Annotated in this window: 19 protein-coding genes and 2 pseudogenes; 11 read left to right on the top strand and 10 right to left on the bottom strand. The window is 64.8% G+C overall.

Annotated elements, in window-relative coordinates; all coding sequences use genetic code 11:
* The first annotated feature begins 3 nt into the window (after positions 1-3).
* From uvrC to secG, 8 genes are all read left to right on the top strand, one after another.
* Complete coding sequence (gene uvrC / locus H0193_RS02955) at positions 4-2064, top strand: excinuclease ABC subunit UvrC (protein WP_181888480.1); 2061 nt, start codon at positions 4-6, stop codon at positions 2062-2064.
* A gap of 54 nt (positions 2065-2118) precedes the next feature.
* A complete protein-coding gene (gene rapZ, locus H0193_RS02950; RefSeq protein WP_236883402.1) occupies positions 2119-3030 on the top strand; it encodes an RNase adapter RapZ in 912 nt (303 codons plus the stop codon).
* A gap of 33 nt (positions 3031-3063) precedes the next feature.
* Entirely contained in the window at positions 3064-4029 is a 966-nt protein-coding gene (locus H0193_RS02945) for a gluconeogenesis factor YvcK family protein (protein WP_181888479.1), read from the top strand.
* Between the two features lie 50 nt (positions 4030-4079).
* The gene (whiA, locus tag H0193_RS02940) at positions 4080-5048 is read left to right on the top strand and encodes a DNA-binding protein WhiA (protein ID WP_181888478.1); all 969 of its coding nucleotides are present in this window, start codon (positions 4080-4082) and stop codon (positions 5046-5048) included.
* 239 nt (positions 5049-5287) lie between these two features.
* Positions 5288-6298, top strand: coding sequence for a type I glyceraldehyde-3-phosphate dehydrogenase (gene gap, locus H0193_RS02935; protein WP_181888477.1), 1011 nt, complete (start codon positions 5288-5290; stop codon positions 6296-6298).
* 90 nt (positions 6299-6388) lie between these two features.
* Complete coding sequence (locus H0193_RS02930) at positions 6389-7600, top strand: phosphoglycerate kinase (protein WP_181888476.1); 1212 nt, start codon at positions 6389-6391, stop codon at positions 7598-7600.
* 14 nt (positions 7601-7614) lie between these two features.
* Positions 7615-8388, top strand: a complete 774-nt coding sequence (gene tpiA, locus H0193_RS02925) for a triose-phosphate isomerase (RefSeq protein WP_181888475.1) — start codon at positions 7615-7617, stop codon at positions 8386-8388.
* A gap of 81 nt (positions 8389-8469) precedes the next feature.
* Entirely contained in the window at positions 8470-8706 is a 237-nt protein-coding gene (secG, locus tag H0193_RS02920; RefSeq protein ID WP_070473991.1) for a preprotein translocase subunit SecG, read from the top strand.
* Between the two features lie 106 nt (positions 8707-8812).
* On the opposite strand, the gene H0193_RS02915 is transcribed toward secG, so the two are convergent.
* Together H0193_RS02915 and H0193_RS02910 are read right to left on the bottom strand one after the other, a co-directional pair.
* Complete coding sequence (locus H0193_RS02915; RefSeq protein ID WP_181888474.1) at positions 8813-9991, bottom strand: IS256-like element IS1249 family transposase; 1179 nt, start codon at positions 9989-9991, stop codon at positions 8813-8815.
* 160 nt (positions 9992-10151) lie between these two features.
* Positions 10152-10307: pseudogene (locus tag H0193_RS02910) on the bottom strand (IS1249 family transposase); the annotation flags it as partial.
* A 51-nt stretch (positions 10308-10358) separates the two neighbouring features.
* Between H0193_RS02910 and H0193_RS02905 the strand changes: the two are divergent.
* Both H0193_RS02905 and tet(W) read left to right on the top strand, forming a co-directional pair.
* Positions 10359-10637 carry a hypothetical protein gene (locus H0193_RS02905; protein WP_005391230.1) on the top strand — a complete coding sequence of 93 codons (279 nt, stop codon included), beginning with the start codon at positions 10359-10361 and terminating at the stop codon, positions 10635-10637.
* Between the two features lie 616 nt (positions 10638-11253).
* A complete protein-coding gene (gene tet(W), locus H0193_RS02900; protein ID WP_181888473.1) occupies positions 11254-13173 on the top strand; it encodes a tetracycline resistance ribosomal protection protein Tet(W) in 1920 nt (639 codons plus the stop codon).
* A gap of 36 nt (positions 13174-13209) precedes the next feature.
* On the opposite strand, the pseudogene H0193_RS02895 reads toward tet(W), so the two are convergent.
* From H0193_RS02895 to tkt, 6 genes and pseudogenes are all read right to left on the bottom strand, one after another.
* Positions 13210-13731: pseudogene (locus H0193_RS02895) on the bottom strand (transposase-like zinc-binding domain-containing protein); the annotation flags it as partial.
* A gap of 104 nt (positions 13732-13835) precedes the next feature.
* A complete protein-coding gene (gene pgl / locus H0193_RS02890) occupies positions 13836-14546 on the bottom strand; it encodes a 6-phosphogluconolactonase (RefSeq protein ID WP_181888472.1) in 711 nt (236 codons plus the stop codon).
* Complete coding sequence (locus H0193_RS02885; protein ID WP_181888471.1) at positions 14536-15465, bottom strand: glucose-6-phosphate dehydrogenase assembly protein OpcA; 930 nt, start codon at positions 15463-15465, stop codon at positions 14536-14538. Before H0193_RS02885 ends, pgl begins: the two co-directional genes overlap by 11 nt.
* 17 nt (positions 15466-15482) lie before the next feature.
* Positions 15483-17021 (bottom strand): glucose-6-phosphate dehydrogenase, encoded by a 1539-nt coding sequence (gene zwf / locus H0193_RS02880; RefSeq protein WP_181888470.1) that lies wholly within the window; start codon positions 17019-17021, stop codon positions 15483-15485.
* 1 nt (position 17022) lies between these two features.
* Positions 17023-18114: a transaldolase gene (tal, locus tag H0193_RS02875; RefSeq protein ID WP_181888469.1), complete on the bottom strand. Its 1092-nt coding sequence runs from the start codon at positions 18112-18114 to the stop codon at positions 17023-17025.
* Positions 18115-18123: 9 nt separating this feature from the next.
* Positions 18124-20295: a transketolase gene (tkt, locus tag H0193_RS02870; protein ID WP_181888468.1), complete on the bottom strand. Its 2172-nt coding sequence runs from the start codon at positions 20293-20295 to the stop codon at positions 18124-18126.
* 156 nt (positions 20296-20451) lie between these two features.
* On the opposite strand from tkt, the gene H0193_RS02865 reads away from it, so the two are divergent.
* Positions 20452-21369 carry a heme o synthase gene (locus H0193_RS02865; RefSeq protein ID WP_255710957.1) on the top strand — a complete coding sequence of 306 codons (918 nt, stop codon included), beginning with the start codon at positions 20452-20454 and terminating at the stop codon, positions 21367-21369.
* On the opposite strand, the gene H0193_RS02860 is transcribed toward H0193_RS02865, so the two are convergent.
* Positions 21366-22325, bottom strand: a complete 960-nt coding sequence (locus H0193_RS02860) for a quinone oxidoreductase family protein (protein WP_181888466.1) — start codon at positions 22323-22325, stop codon at positions 21366-21368. The genes H0193_RS02865 and H0193_RS02860 overlap by 4 nt on opposite strands.
* Position 22326: 1 nt before the next feature.
* On the bottom strand, positions 22327-23190 hold the full coding sequence (locus H0193_RS02855; RefSeq protein WP_181889588.1) for a COX15/CtaA family protein: 864 nt from the start codon (positions 23188-23190) through the stop codon (positions 22327-22329).
* Positions 23191-23200: the final 10 nt, after the last annotated feature.

The raw sequence follows: 23200 nt of genomic DNA, 5'->3' as shown, positions 1-23200 counted from the left end.
GCGTTGGCGGACCCGCAAAGCTACCGCCCGGCGCCGGGCACGATTCCGACCGACCCCGGGGTGTACAAGTTCCGCGACCGCGACGGCCGCGTCATCTACGTGGGCAAGGCGAAAAGCCTGCGCGCGCGCCTGAACAACTACTTCCAGCCGCCGCACACGCTGCACCCGCGCACCCGCCAGATGGTCTACACCGGCGCGTCCGTGGAGTGGACTGTGGTGGCCTCCGAGGTGGAGGCGCTGCAGCTGGAGTACACCTGGATCAAGCGCTTCGACCCGTGGTTCAACGTCATGTACCGCGACGACAAGACCTACCCCATGCTCGCGGTGAGCGTGAAGGAGCGCTACCCGCGCGCGTTCTTCTACCGCGGCCCGAAGCGCAAGGGGGTGCGCTACTTCGGGCCCTACTCTCACGCGTGGGCGGTGCGCGAAACACTGGACCTGCTCACGCGCGTGTTTCCGATCCGGACCTGCTCGAACGGTGTGTTCAACCGCCACGAGTCGCTGGGGCGGCCGTGCCTGCTCGGCTACATCGACAAGTGCGCCGCCCCGTGCGTGGGGCGCGTGGACGAGGCCGAGTACGACGAGATCGTGCAGGGCTTCTTGGGCTTCATGTCGGGGCGTACCGACCAGCTCGTGAGCGGCATCACCGCACAGATGCAGGAAGCTAGTGAGAACCTGGAGTTTGAGAAGGCGGCCAGGCTTCGCGACGACTTGGGCGCCGTGAACAAGGTCATGGAACGCCAGACGGTCGTCTTAGGGCAAAACACTGACGCCGACGTCATCGCTTTCGACACCGACGAGCTCGAAGCGGCGGTGCAGATCTTCAACGTGCGCGACGGGCGCATCCGGGCCCAGCGCGGCTGGGTGGTGGAAAAGACCGGCGATGAGCCCGGCGCCGCCGAGCGGCTGGAAGAGGGGCAGAAAGACCCGACCTTGCCGACGCTGATGCAGAACTTCCTTGTGCAGTACTACTCCGACGCGGTGGAGCGGGTCCGCCAGGAGCAGGAGGAAGACCGCACGATCGAGGCGCAGAAGGTGCGCCGCCGCGGCGTGGACCAGGAGTCCCGCGCCAAGGCGGAGGCGCCGATGCCGGTGCCGCGCGAAATCCTTGTGGAGACGCTGCCGGCGGAACTGCCAGAGGTCACCGAGCTGCTCGCGGAGCTGCGCGGCGGCCCGGTGGAGATCCGCGTGCCGCAGCGCGGCGACAAGCGCGCGCTGATGGAAACGGTGCACAAGAACGCCTCGGAGGCGCTGCACCAGCACAAGCTCAAGCGCGTCGGCGACCTGACCGCCCGTTCCCAGGCGCTGCAGGACATCCAGGACGCCCTCGGGATGGACGAGGCGCCGCTGCGCATCGAGTGCACCGATATTTCCCACATCCAGGGCACCGACGTGGTGGCGTCGCTGGTGGTGTTCGAGGACGGTTTGCCCAAGAAGAACGACTACCGCCGCTACCGCATCAAGGAGGCCGCCGGCGACGGCCGCTCCGACGACGTCGGCTCCATCGCCGAGGTGACCCGGCGCCGCTTCAAGCGCTACAACGAGGACAAGCTGGCTAACCCGGACGAGGTCGCGGAGGAGCAGACCTTCGAGGACGAAGCGGACGAGTCCACCGGGGCGAAGCGGTTCGCCTACCCGCCGCAGCTGTTCATCGTCGACGGCGGCAAGCCCCAGGTCACCGCAGCGCAGGCGGTGTTCGACGAGCTGGGCATCGTGGACGTGCAGCTCATCGGGCTGGCCAAGCGCCTTGAGGAGGTGTGGGTGCCGGACGACGACGAGCCGATCATCCTGCCCCGCAACTCCGAGGGCATGTACCTGCTGCAGCAGATCCGCGACGAGGCGCACCGGTTCGCCATCACGTACCACCGCCAGCAGCGCTCCAAGCGGATGCGCGCCTCGGCGCTGGACGCGGTGCCGGGGCTGGGGCCGGCCCGGCGCACGGACCTGGTTAAGCACTTCGGCTCCGTGAAGAAGATCAAGGAAGCGACGGTGGAGGAGATCCAGCAGGTCAAGGGTGTGGGCCCGAAGCTCGCGGAGACCATCTACCAGCATCTGCACCAGTAGAAGCGGGTTGCTAATCGACGGCACGTCGCCCCCTCCTTGTCTAGGATGTTCCTTATGTCCACGACATCCTCCGCACACGCATTGCCCCAGGAAGATTCCGCGACCCCGATGCGCCCTGTGATCATCACGGGCCTGTCGGGCGGCGGCCTGTCCACGGCAGCGAAGGTCTTTGAGGACAAGGGCTTTTTCGTCTCCCAGAACCTGCCGCCGCAGCTGATTCTGGAGCTGGTGGACCTGGCCGCCGCGGACGATTCCCCGGTGGAGCGCCTCGCGGTGGTCACCGACATCCGCGCGGCGAAATTCAACGGGTCCCTCATGGAGACCATCGCGGCGATCCGGGACCGCGGCCACCAGCCGTTCGTCCTGTTCCTGGAGGCGCGCGACGACGTGCTGATCCGGCGCTTCGACTCGGTGCGCCGCACCCACCCGCTGCAGGGCGACGGCACCCTGCAGTCCGGCATCGCGCACGAGCGCGAGGAGATGGAGGACCTGCGTGCCTCCGCGGACGTCATCATCGACACGTCCAACCTGTCGGTGCACGACCTGCGCCGCGCGGTGGAGGCTTCCGTCGGCGAGCTGCCGGTGGGCCGGCAACACGTCACCATCGAATCCTTCGGGTTCAAGCACGGCTCGCCGCGCGACGCTGATATTGTGCTGGACGTTCGTTTCCTGCCAAACCCGTACTGGGTGGAGGGGCTCCGGGAGTTCCGCGGCGTGGACAAGGCGGTTTCTGACTACGTGTTGAGCCAGGACGGCGCCCGCGAGTACGTGGACAACTTCGTCGACCTGCTCTCTAGCACCCTGGGCGGCTACCGCCACGAGGGCAAGGACTTCATCACCGTAGGCATCGGCTGCACGGGCGGCCACCATCGTTCGGTGGCGGTGGCGGAGGCCGTCGGCAAGCGTCTGCGTCAGCAGGGTCGCGTGGATGTCAACGTGATCCACCGGGACCTCGAACGCCACTAATCAGGCGGCAGGGCCAGCAGAAAGAAGGGTCAATTGAGCCATACGTCGTTCACGTGCCTCGGGGGAGGGCACGGCTTGTACCAGACGCTTACCGCCGCGCGCGAAGCCGGCGCGTCCACGATCAACGCAGTGGTCACCGTGGCGGACGACGGTGGATCGTCCGGGCGCTTGCGCCGCGAGATGGAGATCGTCCCGCCCGGGGATCTGCGCATGGCGCTGGCGGCCCTGACAGCCGAAGGGGAGGAGGGCGCGCAGTGGCGAGAGACCCTGCAGCACCGCTTCGGCGGGCACGGCGCGATGGCCGGCCACGCGCTGGGCAACCTGTTGATCACCGGGCTGGCCGAGCGCCTCGGCGACACCCAGGCCGCCCTGGATCAGGTGGCCGCCTGGACCGGATCCGCCGGCCGCGTCATCCCGGTGTGCCCGCAGCCGCTGGACATCGAAGCGGACGTGGCGGGCCTGGACGACGACCCGCGCGTGCTGCGCTCCGTGCGCGGCCAGGTGGCGGTGGCCACCACCCCCGGGGCGGTGCGGCGTGTGCGCCTCACCCCGGCGCAGCCAGCCGCGAGTGAGGCGGCGGTGCAGGCGATCATGGACGCGGACATGGTGACCATCGGGCCCGGCTCCTGGTTCTCCTCGGTGATCCCGCACATCCTCGTGCCCGACATCGCCCAGGCGCTCAATGAGACCTCGGCGACCGTCGCGGTGATCCTGAACCTCTCGCCGGAGGCGGGGGAGACCCACGGGTTCACCACAGAACGTCACATCCACGTGTTCTCCCAGCACGCCCCGCAGCTGCACGTGGACTACTTCCTCGCCGATGAGCGCACCGCCACCTCCGACGGCGAGCGCGACAACATCGCCCGCGCCGCCGCTCGTTTGGACGCAGAGGTCGCCTTCGCCCCGCTGCGCGAGGTGGACGCCGTGGGCGCACCGCTGAACCGCCACGACCCGAAGCAATTGGCATCTGCCCTCAAGGCGCTGCGCCCGGCACGATAGAATGCTGGGCGGTTCCAAGCTGCAACACACGTAAACGAGGGGAGGCGCCGGTGGCGCTCACGGCCAAGGTCAAGGACGAACTCCTGCGCGCCACCGGCGGCGGGCTGGAGGCGCGCGCCGCGGAAGCGGCCGCGCTGATCCGGTTCGGCGGGGAGATCCAGCCGGCGGAGGGCGGGGTGGCCATCGTCGCGGATTTTGAGGAAGAAGCGGTCGCGCGGCGCCTGGCCAGCACGGTGGCCGATTTGTGCGCGGTGGAGGCGAGCGTGGAGCTGATCCCGGCGTCTTCAGGCAACCGCGAATCGCGGTACGAGGTGCGCGTCGATGACGGCGCGGCGGACGTCATCCGCCGCTTGAAGCTCGTCACCGCGTCCGGCCACCCGGTCGTGGGGATGCCGCGGCAGGTCATTTCCGGCGACATGGCCGGGGTCGAGGCCGCGTGGCGCGGGGCCTTCCTCGCGCGCGGGCGCTTGGCTGAACCGGGCCGGACCGCCACCCTTGAGGTCGCCTGCCCGGGCCAGGAAGCCGCGCTGGCACTGGTCGGGCTCGCCCGGCGCCTGGGGCTGACCGCCAAGACACGCGAGACCCGCGGCATCGAGCGAGTGACGCTGCGCGACGGGGAGGCCATCGGCATCCTGCTCAGCCGCATGGGGGCGCCGGCCACCCGCATCGAATGGGACACCAAACGGGAATCCCGAGCCGTGAAGGCGAAAGCCAACAGCAGGCTCGCCACCTTCGACGACGCGAACACCCGCCGCTCGGCGCAGGCGGCAGCCGCGGCGGCGGCCCGCGTGGAGCGCGCCATGGAGATCCTCGGCGACGACGTCCCCGAGCACCTCGCCGAAGCCGGCTACCTGCGCGTGGAGCACCGCCACGCTTCCCTGGAGGAGTTGGGGCGCCTGGCGGACCCGCAGATGACCAAGGACGCGGTGGCTGGACGCATCCGGCGCCTGCTCTCGCTCGCAGACAAGCGCGCCTCGGAACTGGGCGTGGAGGACACGCACGGGAGCCCGACCACCTAAAACCTGCACGGGTGACATACTTCACAGTGGGTGCTGCGCGGCCGGAGTCGGGGGTGGAAGCGGCGGAAATGGCTCCCCCTGAGACGTGGAAACGGGCATAAACCAACATCAGGGGCGGGTGCTGATTGCGGTTACCACCCCTGGTTTCGTCGTTAAGCAAAAAGCTCTCTGCAGGTGAGAGCCCTGCACATTACACTCGGGGGTGGACCGACAGACCACGAGCACGAGGAGTGTTGACTGTGACTACCCGCATTGGCATCAACGGTTTCGGCCGCATCGGCCGCGCAGCGCTGCGCATCATCGAGGACGAGTACAAGGGCGAGCTCGAAGTGGTGAAGATCAACGATCTCACCGACAACGAGACCCTGGCGCACCTGATGAAGTACGACACTGCGTACGGCCAGTTCAACCACGACATTGAGCACGACGACGACTCCATCACCATCGACGGCCGCCGCATCGAGGTCTCCGCGGAGAAGGACCCGGCCAACCTCGCCTGGGGCGACGCCGACGTGGACATCGTGCTCGAATGCACCGGCGTCTTCCGCAAGGGCCCGGACGCCAAGGCGCACATCGACGCTGGCGCGAGGAAGGTCATCATCTCCGCACCGGGCAAGGAAGTCGACGGCACCTACGTCTGGGGTGTCAACCACGCCGACTACACCGGCTCCGAGGACGTCATCTCCGCCGCATCCTGCACCACCAACTCTCTCGCGCCGGTGGCGAAGGTGCTCGACGAGGCGTTCGGCATCGAGCGCGGCCTGATGACCACCGTGCACGCCTACACCGGCGACCAGCGCCTCCAGGACGCGCCGCACAAGGACCTGCGCCGCGCCCGCGCCGCCGCCCAGAACATCGTGCCCACCACCACCGGCGCCGCAAAGGCCGTTGCGCTGGTGCTGCCGAACCTGGAGGGTAAGCTTGACGGCTTCGCCATGCGCGTGCCCACCATCACCGGCTCCGCCACCGACCTCACCGTCACCCTGGGCAAGGAGGCCACGGTCGAGGAGGTCAACGCAGCGGTGAAGAAGGCCGCCGAGGACGCCGAGTTCGGCCAGGCGCTGCTCTACACCGAGGATCCGATCGTCTCCTCCGACATCATCGGCAACTCCCACGGCGCGATCTTCGACGCCGGCATGACCCGCGTGATTGACGGCAACATGGTCAAGATCATTTCGTGGTACGACAACGAGTGGTCCTACACCTCCCAGTACATCCGCCTGACCAAGTTCGTGGCGGACAAGCTCTAAGGAGCTTGAGTTGCGGGTCTGCGGTGCTTCCGGCACGGCGGACCCGTTTTTCATACGATGGTGAGTGTTCACAGAACAAAGGAGATACCTATGACCAAGAACTTGCAGCAGCTTCTCGACGAAGGCGTGGACGGCCGCCACGTCCTGGTCCGGTCCGACTTCAACGTCCCCCTGGACGACAACGGCAACATCACCGACGCCGGCCGCATCGACGCCTCCCTGCCCACCCTGAAGGCGCTGCTGGACGGCGGCGCGAAGGTGATCGTCATGGCGCACCTGGGCCGCCCGAAGGGCGAGGTCAACCCGAAGTTCTCCCTCGCGCCGGTGGCGGAGGCGCTGTCTGAGCGCCTGGGCCAGTTCGTCCCGCTCGCCGGCGACGTCTCCGGCGAGGACGCCCACGAGCGCGCCAACGGCCTGACCGAGGGCGAGATCCTCCTGCTCGAAAACGTCCGCTTCGACGCGCGCGAGACCTCCAAGGACGAAGCGGAGCGCACCGCTTTCGCCGAGGAACTCGCCGCGCTTGCGGCCGACAACGGCGCGTTCGTCTCCGACGGCTTCGGCGTTGTGCACCGCGCGCAGGCCTCCGTCTTCGACGTGGCGAAGAAGCTCCCGGCCTACGCCGGCTACCTCGTGGACAAGGAGGTGGAGACCCTGTCTTCTGTCAAGGACAACCCGCAGCACCCGTACGTGGTGGTGCTGGGCGGCTCCAAGGTCTCCGACAAGCTGGGCGTGATCGAGGCGCTGGCGGAGAAGGCCGACAAGATCATCATCGGCGGCGGCATGTGCTACACCTTCCTCGCCGCCCAGGGCCACAACGTGCAGAAGTCGCTGCTGCAGGAGGACATGGTGGACACCTGCAAGGAGCTCATTGAGCGCTTCGGCGACAAGCTGCTGCTGCCTGTGGACGTCGCTGCCGGCGCGGAGTTTGACAAGGACACCGAGAAGAAGATCGTCGGCCTGGACGAGATCCCGGAGGGCTGGATGGGCCTGGACATCGGACCCGAAACCGCCAAGAACTACGCCGAGGCCATCAAGGACTCCAAGACCGTGTTCTGGAACGGGCCGATGGGTGTGTTCGAGTTCCCGAACTTCGCCGACGGCACCAAGGCCGTCGCCGAAGCCATGATCGCGGCGACGAAGGAGAACGGCTCCTTCACCGTGGTCGGCGGCGGCGACTCCGCGGCGTCGGTGCGCACCCTCGGCCTTGACGAGGGCGGCTTCAGCCACATCTCCACCGGCGGCGGCGCCTCCCTCGAGCTGATCGAGGGCAAGGAACTGCCGGGCGTTTCCGTACTGAACTAGGAGGTTTGCTACCCATGGCACGCACGTCACTTATTGCGGGCAACTGGAAGATGAACCACGACCACCTCGAGGCCATCCAGAGCGCCCAAAAGCTCGCCTTCGCGTTTCCGAAGGACGGCTACGAGTACGTCGACATCGCGCTGACGGTCCCGTTCACGGACCTGCGCTCCATCCAGACCCTGGTGGAGGGCGACAAGCTCAAGATCACCTACGGCGCCCAGGACGTCTCCGAGCACGACAACGGCGCCTACACCGGCGACATCTCCGCGTCCATGCTGGAGAAGCTGGGGTGCTCCTGGGTGGTCGTCGGCCACTCGGAGCGCCGCGAGTACCACGGCGAGACCAACGAGCAGGTCGCCGCGAAGGCCGCCAAGGCCATCGAGCACGGCATCGCACCAATCGTCTGCGTGGGCGAGCCGCTCGAGGTGCGCGAGGCCGGCGAGCACGTCTCCTTCGTGGTGCAGCAGGCGCGCGAGTCGCTCGCGGGCGTGGACCTGTCCAAGGCGGTCATCGCCTACGAGCCGGTCTGGGCGATCGGCACCGGCAAGGTCGCCTCAGCGGAAGATGCCCAGGAGGTCTGCCACGGCATCCGCGAGCTGGTGCGCGAGCTTAGCGACGACTCCGTCGCCGACGCGATCCGCATCCTCTACGGCGGCTCAGTCAAGGCCGACACGGTCGCTGAGATCATCTCCCAGCCGGACGTGGACGGCGGCCTGGTCGGCGGTGCGTCCCTTGACGGGCAGGACTTTGCCAAGCTTGCCGCGGCGGCCGCTAACGCGGTGATGTAAGTCGCTGATGGGTTCGTCTTTGCGGTGGTGTAAGCTCATCGGGAGTTTGCACCATCGCCCATTTTGAAAGGTGTCGCACACATGGCTTTAGCCCTTGAGATTGTGCTGGTGATCGCCGCGATCCTCATGACCGTCTTCGTCCTGCTCCACAAGGGCAAGGGTGGCGGCCTGTCCAGCCTGTTCGGCGGCGGCGTCCAGGCCAACCTGTCCGGTTCGACCACGGTGGAGAAGAACCTCGACCGCGTCACCGTGCTGCTGGCCCTGATCTGGATCCTCTGCATCATCGGCCTGAACCTGATTCAGACCTACGCGGTCTAAGCGCGCGGTTTGCGCGCGCGAAACTAGAACGGTCCTGTTGCGTCCTTCGTGGCGAACAGGAGGGTTAAGGGTCAAAATGTGTGTCTGGCTCGGCGTGTCGCGGGGGTTAGATTTGGCCTTTTTGAATGCCGATTGAGTGGGTGTAGTCGGTGTCGATAGCGTTGTCGTAGAGGGCTGGGCATCCTGTTTCGTGGTCGGCTTGGTTCTCGGTTTGGGTCAGGGTGGATACTTTGGCGAGTTGGCCCTGGCCCCAGTCGGACTGCCTGGCGATTCGTACTGGATCGTCAGGCAGTTCCGTTTTTAAGTAGAGCCACCAATCCAGCATGCGGCGTTGTCGTTCGCCTGATCTGCCGCGGTGGGTTCTGGCGAGCAGTTTGAGCTGGGCGTTGATGCCGCCTTCTAAGCTGTTGGTGGTGGATTTGATCCGCTCGGGCGCAAGGACTCCTGCTGGCGGGTTGAGGTAGACAAACAGCATCTCGGACCGCCAAAGATGGTTGAGGCTGTTGTAGGCCTTGCGCACGTTGTGGTGGGTCCACACGCGGGTCCATGCACCTGTTTTGGGGTCTTTGATCATGGTTTTCTCGTTCATCCATTCCCGGTAGATCGTTGAAAACTCGTGCAGTTGCACACCCCACGCGGCGGCTTCATCCAGTGTGGTGATCCGGGTCAGTTTCAGCGCAAGTCGGTAGATGGTGCGCCCGGCATCGGTGCGTGGGTTGGTGGTGGTGTAGCGGCGGACCACGCGTTGGGCGTGGACGAGGCAGCGTTGAATTTTCGTAGTCGGCCAGCACTTTTTGATTGCGCTGTATGCGCCTTGGCCGCCGTCGATGACGGCGATGAGTGGGGCTTCGATGCGTTCAAGCAGCAGCTGGTAGTCGCGGGTGGTTTCGTGTTTGCACCAGTGCCAGGCGATCACGTGGTCGATGGTCGCCGCGACGATCAGGCAGCCACCGGCGGTGTAGGTGCCATCGAGAAATACCTGGTCGTAGATCCGCTTGTGGTGGCCGGCGGTGGGGTCAGGCACATCAACGAGCCAGCACCACTTGAAGCGCCGCTTCATGGTGGCGCGGCTAACACCGTTTCGTTTGGCTAGGTCGTCGAGTGATATTGCGGTGGTGCAATGCTCGATGAACTGGGTGAACACTGCCGCGTTGGTGATGTCGTTTCGACGTTTGACGCTGGAGGCGCCGCATTGTTTGCAGCGCCATCTGGTGGTGCCTTTGCTGGTGGTGCCGTTGCGTTTCATTTCACCGCCGCAGTGGCAGCGTGGTTGGTTCTTCGACATTGCGACACCACACCACGCCGCGCATAGCACATCACGGCTGCCACACCGAGGATTTCCCGTCGGGGGCTAGATATATGCTTCCGGAGCATATACTTTCCGGAAACCTACAGGTCAATCCGTGAAAATCCGCGATTCCGGACACACTTTTTGACCCTTAACCCCCCCACGCGGCGGCTTCATCCAGTGTGGTGATCCGGGTCAGTTTCAGCGCAAGTCGGTAGATGGTGCGCCCGGCATCGGTGCGTGGGTTGGTGGTGGTGTAGCGGCGGACCACGCGTTGGGCGTGGACGAGGCAGCGTTGAATTTTCGTAGTCGGCCCTAGGTGGCAGGCTGGTTGTGGGCCAGAACCCGAAGGAGGTCCGCACCCATGTCCCCACACGATATTCCCCCGCTGATCCCCAAGCCACCAGAGAAGGATTGGGCCGATTACAACACCAACCCCGACCCCGGCAGGACTCGTAAACGTCGGCGTGCAAGCATGCTTTCTGCACGCGATGTGCTGGCGTTGCCGACTGTCACCCTTGCACCCGGTGCCACGCTTTCCGATAGTGAGTTGGTCATGCCGGATGCTGCGGCAGTCGTGTTTATCCCCAACACTGAATGCTCATGTACGGTAAAGAAGCAAGCAACCGAAAACAATAGATAGACCGCCAGCACTACACTATTCCGAACCAAAGACCAAAAGATAAGCATTTTGAGAAAATCTAAACTTTTGGATTTTCCTACAATGCCGACTACGGCGGAATCCCTCCCACTCCTTATATATTTCTTTCTGTATACATTGAATTTGTATTTAGTAAAATGCAGACAACACCACGGATCGGCTTTTGGCTGGACAATTCCAACCAAACACCGCAGCAGACAGTAGAAACCATTCTGAACGTTAGGAAGCCGGTATGATTGTTACATATAAGGGGAAGAAAAATTTCTTTTAGATACTTGTTTTCCTAAAACTGATGTGATATAATAATTCAATTCCAGAAAAGGAGTAAAAAATATGCGGCAAGGTATTCTTAAATAAAACTATAATCAAATAGTGGGAACAAAGGATTATGATAGTCCCTTTTGTAGGGGCTTAGGTTTTTGTACCCAATTTAAGAATACTTTTGCCTTATCAATTTTGACATATCCCCAAAAACAGCACTCACAAACAGGTGTATGCTGTATATGCGTATGTCCGCAAATTATCATCCCCAGTGGTAAAAGTATTTTACTGCTGGGGATTTTTATGCCCTTCGGGGCAGTAAAGGGAGGACAATCACATGAAAATAATCAATATTGGAATTCTTGCCCATGTAGACGCTGGAAAGACGACCTTGACGGAGAGCCTGCTATATGCCAGCGGAGCCATTTCAGAACCGGGGAGCGTCGAAAAAGGGACAACGAGGACGGACACCATGTTTTTGGAGCGGCAGCGTGGGATTACCATTCAAGCGACAGTCACTTCCTTCCAGTGGCACAGATGTAAAGTCAACATTGTGGATACGCCCGGCCACATGGATTTTTTGGCGGAGGTGTACCGCTCTTTGGCTGTTTTAGATGGGGCCATCTTGGTGATCTCCGCTAAAGATGGCGTGCAGGCCCAGACCCGTATTCTGTTCCATGCCCTGCGGAAAATGAACATTCCCACCGTTATCTTTATCAACAAGATCGACCAGGCTGGCGTTGATTTGCAGAGCGTGGTTCAGTCTGTTCGGGATAAGCTCTCCGCCGATATTATCATCAAGCAGACGGTGTCGCTGTCCCCGGAAATAGTCCTGGAGGAAAATACCGACATAGAAGCATGGGATGCGGTCATCGAAAATAACGATAAATTATTGGAAAAGTATATCGCAGGAGAACCAATCAGCCGGGAAAAACTTGTGCGGGAGGACCAGCGGCGGGTTCAAGACGCCTCCCTGTTCCCGGTCTATTATGGCAGCGCCAAAAAGGGCCTTGGCATTCAACCGTTGATGGATGCGGTGACAGGGCTGTTCCAACCGATTGGGGAACAGGGGAGCGCCGCCCTATGCGGCAGCGTTTTCAAGGTGGAGTATACAGATTGCGGCCAGCGGCGTGTCTATCTACGGCTATACAGCGGAACGCTGCGCCTGCGGGATACGGTGGCCCTGGCCGGGAGAGAAAAGCTGAAAATCACAGAGATGCGTATTCCATCCAAAGGGGAAATTGTTCGGACAGACACCGCTTATCCGGGTGAAATTGTTATCCTTCCCAGCGACAGCGTGAGGTTAAACGATGTATTAGGGGACCCAACCCGGCTCCCTCGTAAAAGGTGGCGTGAGGACCCCCTCCCCATGCTGCGGACGTCGATTGCGCCGAAAACGGCAGCGCAAAGAGAACGGCTGCTGGACGCTCTTACGCAACTTGCGGATACTGACCCGCTTTTGCGCTGCGAGGTGGATTCCATCACCCATGAGATCATTCTTTCTTTTTTGGGCCGGGTGCAGTTGGAGGTTGTTTCCGCTTTGCTGTCGGAAAAATACAAGCTTGAAACAGTGGTAAAGGAACCCACCGTCATTTATATGGAGCGGCCGCTCAAAGCAGCCAGCCACACCATCCATATCGAGGTGCCGCCCAACCCGTTTTGGGCATCCATCGGACTGTCTGTTACACCACTCCCGCTTGGCTCCGGTGTACAATACGAGAGCCGGGTTTCGCTGGGATACTTGAACCAGAGTTTTCAAAACGCTGTCAGGGATGGTATCCGTTACGGGCTGGAGCAGGGCTTGTTCGGCTGGAACGTAACGGACTGTAAGATTTGCTTTGAATACGGGCTTTATTACAGTCCGGTCAGCACGCCGGCGGACTTCCGCTCATTGGCCCCGATTGTATTGGAACAGGCATTGAAGGAATCAGGGACGCAACTGCTGGAACCTTATCTCTCCTTCACCCTCTATGCGCCCCGGGAATATCTTTCCAGGGCTTATCATGATGCACCGAAATACTGTGCCACCATCGAAACGGTCCAGGTAAAAAAGGATGAAGTTGTCTTTACTGGCGAGATTCCCGCCCGCTGTATACAGGCATACCGTACTGATCTGGCCTTTTACACCAACGGGCAGAGCGTATGCCTTACAGAACTGAAAGGGTATCAGGCCGCTGTCGGCAAGCCAGTCATCCAGCCCCGCCGTCCAAACAGCCGCCTGGACAAGGTGCGCTATATGTTTCAGAAGATAATGTAACGTCTTGCGCAATGCAAGCGTTCATTGCTGGCTATTGCGAAATATCATTGAGCGCGGCCAGCACTTTTTGATTGCGCTGTATGCGCCTTGGCCGCCGTCGATGACGGCGATGAGTGGGGCTTCGATGCGTTCAAGCAGCAGTTGGTAGTCGCGGGTGGTTTCGTGTTTGCACCAGTGCCAGGCGATCACGTGGTCGATGGTCGCCGCGACGATCAGGCAGCCACCGGCGGTGTAGGTGCCATCGAGAAATACCTGGTCGTAGATCCGCTTGTGGTGGCCGGCGGTGGGGTCAGGCACATCAACGAGCCAGCACCACTTGAAGCGCCGCTTCATGGTGGCGCGGCTAACACCGTTTCGTTTGGCTAGGTCGTCGAGTGATATTGCGGTGGTGCAATGCTCGATGAACTGGGTGAACACTGCCGCGTTGGTGATGTCGTTTCGACGTTTGACGCTGGAGGCGCCGCATTGTTTGCAGCGCCATCTGGTGGTGCCTTTGCTGGTGGTGCCGTTGCGTTTCATTTCACCGCCGCAGTGGCAGCGTGGTTGGTTCTTCGACATTGCGACACCACACCACGCCGCGCATAGCACATCACGGCTGCCACACCGAGGATTTCCCGTCGGGGGCTAGATATATGCTTCCGGAGCATATACTTTCCGGAAACCTACAGGTCAATCCGTGAAAATCCGCGATTCCGGACACACTTTTTGACCCTTAACCCGAACAGGACCGTTTCTTTGCGCCCGATAGCGCCGGCGACCGGCCAGTCATCGGCGGCCCCGGCACCGTCGGAGGCGTGGCTGGCCGCCTCCGCTTTCTCGGCGCCGGAGACCAGCAGCCACACCCTGTCGGCGGACTGGACCGCCGGCAGGGTCAGGGTGGCGCGCTCGGCGGGCGGCTTCGGCGAATCCGTCACCGCCACCACCATCGCGTCGCGTTCGCGCACCGCGTCGGTGTGGGGGAACAGGGAGTTGATGTGGCCCTCGCCGCCCATGCCCAAAAGGTGGAGGTCGAAGCCGCCGTCGCCGATGAGCTCGCGGTAGCGCTGCACCGCGGCGTCCATCGGGCCGCCGTCGAGGCCGTAGCCGTGGATGTTCTCCTCCGGGATGTCCACCTTGGACAGCAGCGCCGCCCGCGCCTGGCCCTCGTTGGAGTCGGGGTGGTCCGCGGGCACGTTGCGCTCGTCGCCGAAGAAGACCTCCACGCGCGACCAGTCGATGTCCTCGTCGGCCAGGCGCTCCAGCAGGGCGATGCCGGCGGTGCCGCCGGTGAACACCACGCGTGCGGCGCGGCCCTCGGCGTGGATGTCTGACATGAGGGCGGTGAACCGGGAGGTCGCGGCGTCGAGTAGCGATGCAAGATCGTTAAAGCTCATTGTGTACTCCTGAAAGTCCGCCCAGCGCGCGCTCGTAGGTGGTGTCGGGGCCGAGGTGGCGCAGGTCCTCGGCGAGGCTTTCGGCCTCGGTGCGCTCGCCCATGGCCACGAAAGAATCGGCGTGGCCGGGCGCGGAGATGCGTACGGTGTGGCTGTCCTGGACCGCGACCTCCACGTCGCCGCCTTCGCAGTGCAGCACCAAGCGGGCGATGGGGAAGTCGCCGGCCGCCTCGCCGGCGCACCGTGTCACGTCCACGCCCAGGCTGGAGGCGAGCCAGCCGGCGGCGAGGTCCACGCTCGGGTCCCCGGCGGCGCCCGCGATCTCGGCGGAATGAACGTGCTTGCCGGGGTGGCGGTCCAGGGCGGAGGCGACGATGCCGCGCCACGGCGTGATGCGCGACCACATCATGTCCGAATCGCCGTGCTCGTAGCCGTCCGTGAGCTGCTTCAGCGTCACGCCGTTCGTGCCGCGGCGCAGGTTCGTGATGCGTCGCTGGGCGATGCGGCCCAGCTGCGTGCCGGACGGGTGCTTCGGCGCCTTCTGCGGCCAGCACGCCACCACCGGGGTGTCCGGCAGCAGCAGCGGCGTGACCACCGCGCCCATGTGGCCAGTCAGCTCGCCGTACAGGCGCATGACCACCACCTCGGAGGCGCCGGCGTCGGTGGCCACCAGCACTTGCGCGTCGAGGCGGGTTTCGGCTTGCGGGTCGCCGGCGATGAGCACCAGCACGCGGGCGGGATGCTCGAAGGAGGCGTCGCGCAGGGTCGCAAGGGTCTCGTCGATGCTGTCCTCGCGCGAGTCGTCAATAGCCACCAGCAGGGTGAGCACGCGCCCGGTGGCAAGCGAGTGGCGCTCGCGCGCGTGCGCGAGCTCTGCGGCGATGGCCTTGGTTGTGGTGTCCGGCAATTCGGTGATCATGCTCGAGCCTTTCGTGCTTATGGACGCCGCCAGGCACGGCCGTCCTTCGACAGCATGCGCTCGGCGGAGGCCGGCCCCCAGGTGCCGGCGGCGTAGTCGTCGGGGCTGCCTTGATCGGCCCAGTAGTTCAGCACCGGGTCCAGGATCTCCCAGCTGCGCTCCACCTCGGAGTTGGTGGGAAACAGGCTCGATTCATCCAAAAGAGCGTCGAGGATGAGGCGCTCGTAGGCCTCTGGCGACTGCTCGGTGAACGCCTCGGAGTAGGAGAAGTCCATGTTCACGTCGCGCAACTCCATGCCGGGGCCGGGCACCTTGGAGCCGAAGCGCATCAGCACGCCCTCGTCGGGCTGGACGCGGATGACGACGGCGTTGTTGGTCAAAAGGTCGGTCTGTCCCTGGGAGAACGGCTGGTACGGCGGGCGTTTGAACACCAGCGCGATCTCGGTGACGCGGCGGCCCAGTCGCTTGCCGGTGCGCAGGTAGAACGGCACGCCGGCCCAGCGGCGGGAATCGATCTGTAGGGTGCAGGCGGCGAACGTCTCGGTGGTGGAGTTCGGGTCGAACCCTTCCTCCTCGCGCAGGCCCACGACCTTCTTGGAGCCCTGCCACCCGGCGGTGTACTGCCCGCGGGCGGTGGTTTTGCCGAAGGGACCCACCGCGGAGGTGGCGCGCAGTACCTTGAGTTTCTCGGCGCGCAGCTGGCCGGGGGAGAACGAGGTCGGTTCCTCCATGGCCACCAGGGCGAGCAGCTGGATCAGGTGGTTCTGGATCACGTCGCGGGCGGCGCCGATGCCGTCGTAGTAGCTGGCGCGCCCGCCCAGGCCGATGTCCTCGGCCATGGTGATCTGCACGTGGTCGATGTAGTGGGAGTTCCACACCGGCTCGAACATCTGGTTGGAAAAGCGCAGCGCAAGGATGTTCTGCACCGTCTCCTTGCCCAGGTAGTGGTCGATGCGGAAGACGGACCGCTCGTCGAACACGGCGCCGACGACTTCGTTGAGCTCCTTCGCGGATTCGAGGTCGTGGCCGAACGGCTTTTCAATGATCACGCGGCGCCACTGGTTCTCGCCCTCGTGCGCCATGCCGGAGCGGTCCAGCTGGTGGACCACCTCGGCGAAAAACTCCGGCGGCACGGACAGGTAGTAGGCCCAGTTGCCGGCGGTGCCGCGCTGCTTGTCGCTGCGCTTGCAGGTGGCGGCGAGGCGGTCGAAGGCGGCGTCGTCGTCGAAGTTGCCCTGGACGAACTCGAGGCCCTCGGCGAGGCGTTGCCAGACGTTGTCGTGGAACTCGGTGCGCGCGCCTTCGTCGACAGCCTTGCGCACGTACGCCTCGAAGTCGGCCTTGGACCAGTCGCGCCGCCCGTAGCCGACCAGCGTGAACCCGCCCGGCAGAAGGCCGCGGTTGGCCAAATCGTAGACCGCCGGCAGCAGCTTCTTGCGGGCGAGGTCGCCGGTGACCCCGAAGATCACCATGCCGGAGGGCCCGGCGATCTGGGGGAGGCGTTTGTCGGCGGGGGAGCGCAGCGGGTTGGTCCACTGCTGGTGCGGTGAAGTCACGTTAGGCGAGCCTAGCAGTCATGGAATCGAGCAGCTCCTGCCACGCGTCCACGAACTTTTCCACGCCTTCGCGCTCCAGCACGGCGACCACGTCGTCGAGGTCGATGCCCACGCTCCGCAGCGCCGCGAAGGTCTCGCGGGAGACGGCTTCGGTGCCGGTGAGGGCGTCGCCGTGCACGCCGCCGTCGCGAAGCACCGCGTCGAGCGTCTTCTCCGGCATCGTGTTCACTGTCTGCGGGCCGGCGAGCTCGGTGACGTACATCGTCGCCGGGTAGTCCGGGTTCTTCACACCGGTCGACGCCCACAGGGGGCGCTGGGCGTTCGCGTTCGCAGGAAGCGTATCGACGTCAGCTTCGCCAAACTCGCGCTCAAACAGCGCATACGCCAGCCGCGCGTTGGCGATGCCCGCCTTGCCGCGCAGCGCCAGCGCCTCGTTGGTGCCGATGGCCTCGAGGCGCTTGTCCACCTCGGTGTCCATGCGGGAGACGAAGAACGACGCCACCGAGTGGATGCGGCTGACATCGTGGCCGTTGGCGGCGGCCTTGCGGATGCCGTCCTTGTAGGCGTCGATGACTTGCTGGTAGCGCTCCACGGAGAAGATCAGGGTGACGTTGACGGAGATGCCCTCGGCCAGTGCGGCGGTGACGGCGGGCAGCGACTCGTCGGGCGCCGGGATCTTGATCATGAGGTTGTCGCGGTCCACCAGCTGCCACAGCTCGCGGGCCTGCGCGATGGTCTTTTGCTCGTCGGCGGCGAAGCGCGGGTCCACCTCGATGGAGACGCGGCCGTCCTTGCCGCCGGTGGCCTCGTAGGTGTCGCGGAAGAGGTCGCAGGCGTCCTGCACATCCTTGACGCTCATGGCGTAGACAGCGGCGTCGGCGGTGGTGCCAGCCTGCTTCAGCTCGGCGAGCTGCTCGTCGTAGTGGTTGCCGGAACCCATGGCAGCGGCGAAGATCGCCGGGTTCGTGGTCACACCCACGATGGACTTCGCGTCCTTCACCTCGGCGAGGTTGCCGGTGGCGATGCGCTCGCGGGAGAGGTCGTCGAGCCAGGTGGAGGTGCCGGCCTGGTACAGATCGTCGATAGCAGTCATGCCGCAACCCTACTTTCCGTCGCCGCGGGTCGGCTCAGCCTCGGTGTCGCCGACGCGCACGCTCGTCGCCACGCTGCGCTCCTCGCGCACGCACTCGAGGGTCTCGCGGCCGGTGCGAACGACGTTGTCGGTGGTGAAGCCGAAGCGCTCGAACAGCTCCGCACCCGGCGCGGAGGCGCCGAAGTGCTCCAGGGACACCGCGCGGCCGTATTCGCCGAGGAAGCGGAACCACGGCATGGAGGTCGCGGCCTCGACGGACACGCGGGCCTTGACATCGCGCGGCAGCACGGAGTCGATGTAGGCATCGTCCTGCTCCATGAACCAGTCCATGGACGGCACGGACACCACGCGGGTGGCGGTGCCCTCGGACTCGAGGACCTTGGCGGCCTCGACGGCGTACTGCACCTCGGAGCCGGAGGCCATGAGGATCACGTCCGGGGTGTCGGCGGATTCTTCGACCAGCACGTAGGCGCCGCGGGCCACGCCGTCGAAGGCCTTCTCCTTGGTGCCCTCGAGCACGGGCAGGTTCTGGCGGGACAGCGCCAGCGCCTTCGGCTGCTCCTTCGCCTCGAGCGCGGCGATCCAGGCGGCCGAGGTCTCGTTCGCGTCCGCCGGCCGGATCACGGCGACATCCGGGATGGCGCGCAGGGCGGCGAGGGTCTCCACCGGCTGGTGGGTCGGGCCGTCCTCGCCAAGCCCGATGGAGTCGTGGGTGAACACGTAGTAGCCGTCGATGCCGGACAAGGCGGCGACACGGATGGCGGGGTAGAGGTACTCGGAGAAGATGAGGAAGGTGCCGCCGTAGACGCGGGTGCCGCCGTGCAGGGCGATGCCGTTCATCACCGCGCCCATGGCGTGCTCGCGGATGCCGAAGTGCAGGTTGCGGCCGTAGGGGTCGGCGGAGAACATCTCGGTGGAAATGGAGCGCGGGCCGAAGGACCTCTCGCCCTCGATCAGGGTGTTGTTGGACCCTGCCAGGTCGGCGGAGCCGCCCCACAGCTCAGGCAGCGCGGCCGCGGCGGCCTGGATCGCGGCCGCGGACGCCTTGCGGGTGGCCACACCCTTCGCGTCCGGCTCCCAGGTGGGGAAGTCCTTCTTCCAATCCGTCGGCAGCTCGCGGGCTGTGAGGCGGTCCAGCAGCGCCTTGCGCTCAGGGTTCGCCTCGGCCCAGGCGTTGAACTTCTCGTCCCAGACGGCCCGCTTCTCTGCGGCGCGCTCGCGCAGCTTGCGGGTGTGAGCGATCACCTCATCCTCTTCCGGGAAGTTCACCGCCGGGTCGAAGCCGAGCGCCTCCTTGACCGCGGCGACCTCGTCGGCGCCGAGTGCCGCGCCGTGGATGGCGCCGGTGTTCATCAGGTTCGGGGCCGGGTAGCCGATCACGGTTTTCACGCGGATGATCGTCGGCTTGGTCGGCTCCGCCTTCGCCTCGGCCACGGCGGCCTCGATGGCGGCGACGTCCTCGCCGGATTCGACGGTAAGCGTCTGCCAGCCGTAGGCGTCGTAACGCTTGAGCACGTCCTCAGTGAACGCGATTTGGGTGTCGTCCTCGATGGAGATGCGGTTGTCGTCCCAGAACAGGATGAGGTTGCCCAGCTGCTGGGTGCCGGCGAGCGAGGACGCCTCGGCGGTCACACCCTCCTGCAGGCAGCCGTCGCCGGCGACGACGTAGATGTAGTGGTCGAAGGGCGACTCGCCGGCGGGGGCGTCGGGGTCGAACAGGCCACGTTCACGTCGAGAAGCCATCGCCATGCCCACTGCGGAAGCGAGGCCCTGGCCGAGCGGGCCGGTGGTGATCTCGATGTGTTCGGTGTGGTTGTACTCCGGGTGGCCCGGGGTCTTCGAACCCCAGGTGCGCAGGTCCTTCAGGTCCTGCAGCTCCAGGCCGAAGCCGCCGAGGTACAGCTGCACATACTGCGTGAGCGAGGAGTGGCCGTTGGACAGCACGAAGCGGTCGCGGCCCACCCAATCCTTGTCGGTCGGGTCCACGTCCATCACGCGCTGGAACAGGGTGTAGGCCAGTGGCGCGAGGCTCATGGCGGTGCCAGGGTGTCCGGAACCGCAGTTTTCCACCGCGTCGGCGGCGAGCACCCTGGCCGTGTCAACGGCGCGGGTGTCGGTCTCGGTCCAATCCTGCGGGTAGTTGCGCTCGGTCATTGCCTGCAGTTTCGGGGGCAGCGTCATGGGGTCCTCGCTTTCTTTAAGGTCGCACAAAAGCATATCGCTTATCGACGCCTCCGGTCCCACCCCATCCTCGATTCGTTGACTCGCGTTGGTTGGGGCTACCATCGTCCGAAGGTATGATTGCCCGCGCCCGACGGCGGTACAAAAAGGAGAGAGTTGTTGGAGACCATCAAGGCATATTTCGCGTTGACGAAGCCGAGGGTCATTGAACTTCTCTTGGTCGCCGCGATCCCCGCGATGCTGCAGGCGCACCGCGGCGAGGTGCACCTCTGGCTCGTGCTGGGCACGCTGCTCGGCGGCTGGATGGGAGCCGCGGCCGCGAACACCTTCAACATGGTCGCGGACTACGACATCGACCAGAAGATGGGCCGCACCCGCGCCCGTCCGCTGGTGCGGCACTCGGTGACCAAACAGAAGGCGGCCGTGTTCGCCTGGGTGATGCTCGTGCTGTCCGTGCTCTGGCTCGGGGTGCTGTGCAACTCCTGGCTGGCGGCGTTTTTCATCCTCCTGACCAACTTCTTCTACATCTTCATCTACACGAAGTGGCTGAAGCGCCGCACCTGGCAAAACGTGATCTGGGGCGGTGCGGCCGGCTGCATGCCCGTGATGGTGGGCTGGGCCGTGATCCGCGACAACGTCCACGACGGTTCCGCCGACAACTGGTGGCAGGCCATCGTGCTGTTTTTGATCATCTTCTTCTGGACCCCGCCGCACACCTGGGCGCTGGCCATGAAGTACAAGGACGACTACGCCCGCGCCAACGTGCCCATGCTGCCGGTGGTGGCGACTGCGGAAGAAACCTCCCGCCAGATCGTGATCTACTCCTGGCTCACCGTGGCCGTCTCGCTGCTGCTGGTGCCGGCCGCGTCCTGGATCTACCTGGTAATCGCGATCGCCTCGGGTGCGGCGTTCTTGGTCATGGCGACCAAGCTGCACCAGGGCATCGTGCGCGACGAGAACGTCAAGCCGCTGAAGCTGTTCATCCTCTCCAACAACTACCTCGCCGCGCTGTTTCTGGGCCTGTCCTTCGACGCAGTGCTCGGCTGGGAGACCGTCGGCCAGCTGCTGTTCTAAACCTTCAGCACAACCGAGCCGGTGGTCTTTCGCGCCTGCAGGTCCTCGTGGGCCTGGCGGGCGTTTTTCAGCTCGTAGGGCGGGTGGATGCGGATTTTCACCGTGCCCTCTTCTACCGCCCGGGCCACGGCCTGGGCGCGCATGAGGAACTCGTCGTCCGTGGCCACGTAGTGCTTCAGCGACGGGCGGGTGAGAAACAGCGCGCCGTGGGCGTTGAGCTCCTGGATCTTGAACGGCTCGACGTCGCCGGAGGCGGAGCCGAACGAGCAGACCAGCCCGCGCGGGCGGGTGACGTTGAGGCACATCTCGAAGGTGTCTTGGCCGACGCCGTCGTAGACCACGTCCACGCCGCCGCCGCCGTTCTCGGCCTTGATCTGCTCGGCTAGGTCCTCGCCGTAGCGGAACACCTTGGTCGCGCCCGCCTCGTAGGCGAGCTTTTCTTTCTCGTCGCTGGAGACCACCGAGTACACGGTCGCCTCCTCGGCGGCCGCCATCTGGGTCAGGATCAGCCCCACGCCGCCGGCGCCGGCGGTGACCACCATGGTGTCGCCCGGCTTCGTCTCGCGCACGCCGTGGAGGAGGTAGTGCGAGGTCATGCCCTGCAGCAGCATCGAGGCCGCCACCGCAGGATCGACGCCCTCCGGCACGGCGACCAGCCGGTTGCGGTCCACCGCCACCTGCTCGGCGTAGGAGCCGGGGGCGGCGTGCCAGGCTACGAGGGTGCCGGGCGCGATCTCGCCCTTGGGATCTTCCACCACGCGGCCGCAGCCCTCCGTGCCGGGGATGTACGGCGGGTTGGAGGGGTAGGTTCCGGAGCGGTAGTAGGTGTCGATGTAGTTGATGCCGGCGTACGTGACGTCGACAAGCAACTGCCCCTCAGACGGCTGTGGCGGCTCGGCGTCCTTGTACTCGAGGACTTCCGGGCCGCCGTGGGATGTGACAACGATTGCTTTCATGTCACACGAGCGTAGGCAACCTGCGCTTCCCGTGTGCAAAAAGGAACCCGCTGAATGCAACCACCGTCGACGACATGGCGATATGCGCCGGGATTGTCCAGCGCGGAACCCCCATGCGGAACTGGATCACGCCGATGGCCCATTGCACCAGAATCATGGCGATGAGCACGTATGCGGTGCGCTTTGCGTCCTCCGGCGCGCCGGAGTTGCGCAGCAGCACCGTGGTGATGATCGTGGCGATGAGGTAGAGGTACATGCACGCCGCGTGCACGTATGCGAGCACGCGCGTGTCCATCTCGAGGCGGCCATCCATGCCCGCGCCCGCGTCGCCCGAGTGCGGGCCGGAGCCGGTGACCATGGTGCCGGTGATGAGCACGAGGCACAGCGCCGCGGCGGCGATGAGCGTCCACGTCTGCGCCGAGCCGGGGTAGCGGCGGGTGGGGGCGGAGTTGTCGGGCTCGGCGATGCGCATGTAGAGCATCGCAGCGACGAATACGAGCACCATCGACGGCAGGAAGTGCACCGCCACGGACCACCAGCGCAGGTCCAGTCGCACGGAGATGCCGCCGATGACGGCCTGCACGACCACGCCGAGCAGGGAGATCCAGGCCAGGGTCTTGATGTCCTTGCGGCGCCCGGCGCGGATCACGGCGTACAGCACGAGGCCGGCGGCCGCGGCGACCACGAAGGTCAGGGTGCGGTTGCCGAACTCGATGGCTTGGTGGATCCAGGGCGCCGCGCCGGCGACCGGCACGAGCGAGCCCTCGTGGCACAGCGGCCAGGTGTCGCAGCCGAGGCCGGAGCCGGTCACGCGCACGAGCGAGCCGGTGACGGTGATGCCGCCCTGGCACAGCAGCAGCACCATCGCGAGGGTG

This window comes from Corynebacterium haematomassiliense, assembly GCF_013978595.1.
Lineage (GTDB): Bacteria > Actinomycetota > Actinomycetes > Mycobacteriales > Mycobacteriaceae > Corynebacterium > Corynebacterium lehmanniae.
This window is presented reverse-complemented; position numbering and strand designations above follow the sequence as displayed.